We start from the raw sequence: 2,129 nt of genomic DNA on the forward strand, positions 1-2,129 counted from the left end.
TGTCCGCCGAGCGCAAAGAAGTTATCGAAGACACTGACGCGTTCGAGGCCGAGCACGCTGGCAAAGCATTCCGCAAGCGAATGTTCGAGCGTCGTCCGTGGCCCCACATATGCAGCAAGATCCTGCCACTGCGGATCGGGCAATGCGCGGCGATCGAGCTTGCCATTGGGCGTCAAAGGCAATGCATCGAGCACGACGAACGCCGAAGGCACCATGTAATCGGGCAGACGCGAGTTCAGATACTCACGTAAGGTATCAGCGTCGACCTCGGAAAACAGCGTGAGATAGGCGATGAGTTGCTGATCCAGCGTCTTCTCATGCCGAATGCGCGCAATAACGACCGCCTCACGCACGGCCGGATGACTGGCGATCTGCGCCTCCATTTCCCCAAGCTCGATACGGAAGCCGCGAATCTTGACCTGATGATCGTTCCGGCCAAGAAATTCGATATTGCCGTCGGCACGATAACGTGCGATATCGCCGGTGCGGTACATACGCGCATCGGCGACGAACGGATCATCGATAAATCGCTCGGCTGTCAACTCCGGCCGATTGAGATAACCACGCGCCACACCCGCGCCACCGATATAAAGCTCGCCAACTGCACCGACAGGCATCAACTGAAGCTGTGCATCGAGCAGATAGATGCGCGCATTGGCAATAGGCTTGCCGATGACGGGCAGCGTTTGTTCGATCGTAATCTCGGTGACGGCCGCATCCACGGTGCACTCGGTTGGACCATAGACGTTGAAGGCGCGGATCTGTTCAGCCTGTGCGAGGCGATCCCACGTCTGTTGCGTCACCGCTTCGCCACCAACGAGCAACGTCAGCCCGGAGCGCCGGCGTTCGAGCAGGCCAGTGGCGAGCAGCACATCGAGTTGAGTCGGGGTGCAGTCGAGCACGTCGACGCCGCCCGCGTTCAGATATTCGATCAACGCCGTGCCATCGGTACGCACGTCTGCGGGAATGACGATCAGCCGATGACCCGCAAGCAAGGCCGTCAGGCTCTTCAGCGAAGAATCGAACGCGATGCTGGCGTTCAGGCCGACGCCGGACTGTGGGGCGCAATATGCGAACACCGTCGATTGCAATGCATGATGCAGGTTCAGCACATGGTGATGCTCCACCATCACGCCCTTAGGCTTGCCAGTCGAACCGGACGTGTAGATCACGTAAGCGAGGTTATGCGGTGCGACGGACGTTTGCGGATTGTCTTGCGGGAGTTTTTCGTCGAGCGATGCATGGGCATCGAGCACGCTCAGCGATCCTGTGTTGCCCAATGCTTCACGACCGGCGGCATCGGCGATCAGAAGCAGAGGCGCGGCATCGGTGAGGATGTGGCTCAGACGTTCGCCCGGATAAGCTGGATCCAGTGGCACGTAGGCGCCGCCCGCCTTGAGTATCGCCATCAACGCGACGATCATGTCGATGCCGCGTTCCATGCACAGCGCTACGCGATCTTCCGGACGCACGCCCAGTGCGATCAGATGATGCGCAAGTCGATTGGCGCGTGCGTTGAGTTGCGCGTAGGTGAGTGAGTCGTCTTCGAAAACGAGGGCGATTGCATCGGGTGTGCGTTGAACTTGCTGTTCGAAGAGTTGATGCATGCACAGATGCTCGGGATAAGCCGCAGCCGTGTCATTCCAGCGTTCGAGCAATGCGTGTTCTTCGGGCAGAACGAGTTCGAGCGAATGCAGCGGTGCGTCGGGTTTGTCGAGCGCCTGATCGAGCAAGCGTGTGAAGCGTTCACCGAACCGTGCGATGGTGCGTTCATCGAACAGGTCTGTCGCGTAACTGATGCTGCCGGCGAAGCGGTCTCGCGCATGAGTCAGGTTCAGCGTGATATCGAACTTGGCTCCGGCTTCCGATGGCGGCAGCAACTCCAAGGTGAGGCCGGGCAAGGCAAGTGGTTCCATCGGCGCGTTCTGCAATACGAACATCACCTGGAACAGTGCTGTGCGGCTGGTGTCACGAACCGGCGCAAGTGCTTCGACGAGCTTTTCGAAAGGCAAGTCCTGATGCGCATAAGCGGCAAGCGTCGTGTCACGAACCTGTGCGAGCAACGAGCGCAAGGACGGCGAGCCGGAGAGATCGGCACGCAGCACCAGCGTATTGACGAACAGGCCGAT

Annotated in this window: 1 protein-coding gene; it reads right to left on the reverse strand. The window is 59.4% G+C overall.

Features of this window, described 5'->3' with window-relative positions:
* Nucleotides 1-2,129: non-ribosomal peptide synthetase (locus AWB74_RS44130; RefSeq protein ID WP_143749537.1), on the reverse strand; the 2,129-nt coding region annotated here is incomplete at both ends.

Origin of the sequence: Caballeronia arvi (assembly GCF_001544695.2) — a bacterium.
GTDB classification, from domain to species: domain Bacteria; phylum Pseudomonadota; class Gammaproteobacteria; order Burkholderiales; family Burkholderiaceae; genus Caballeronia; species Caballeronia arvi.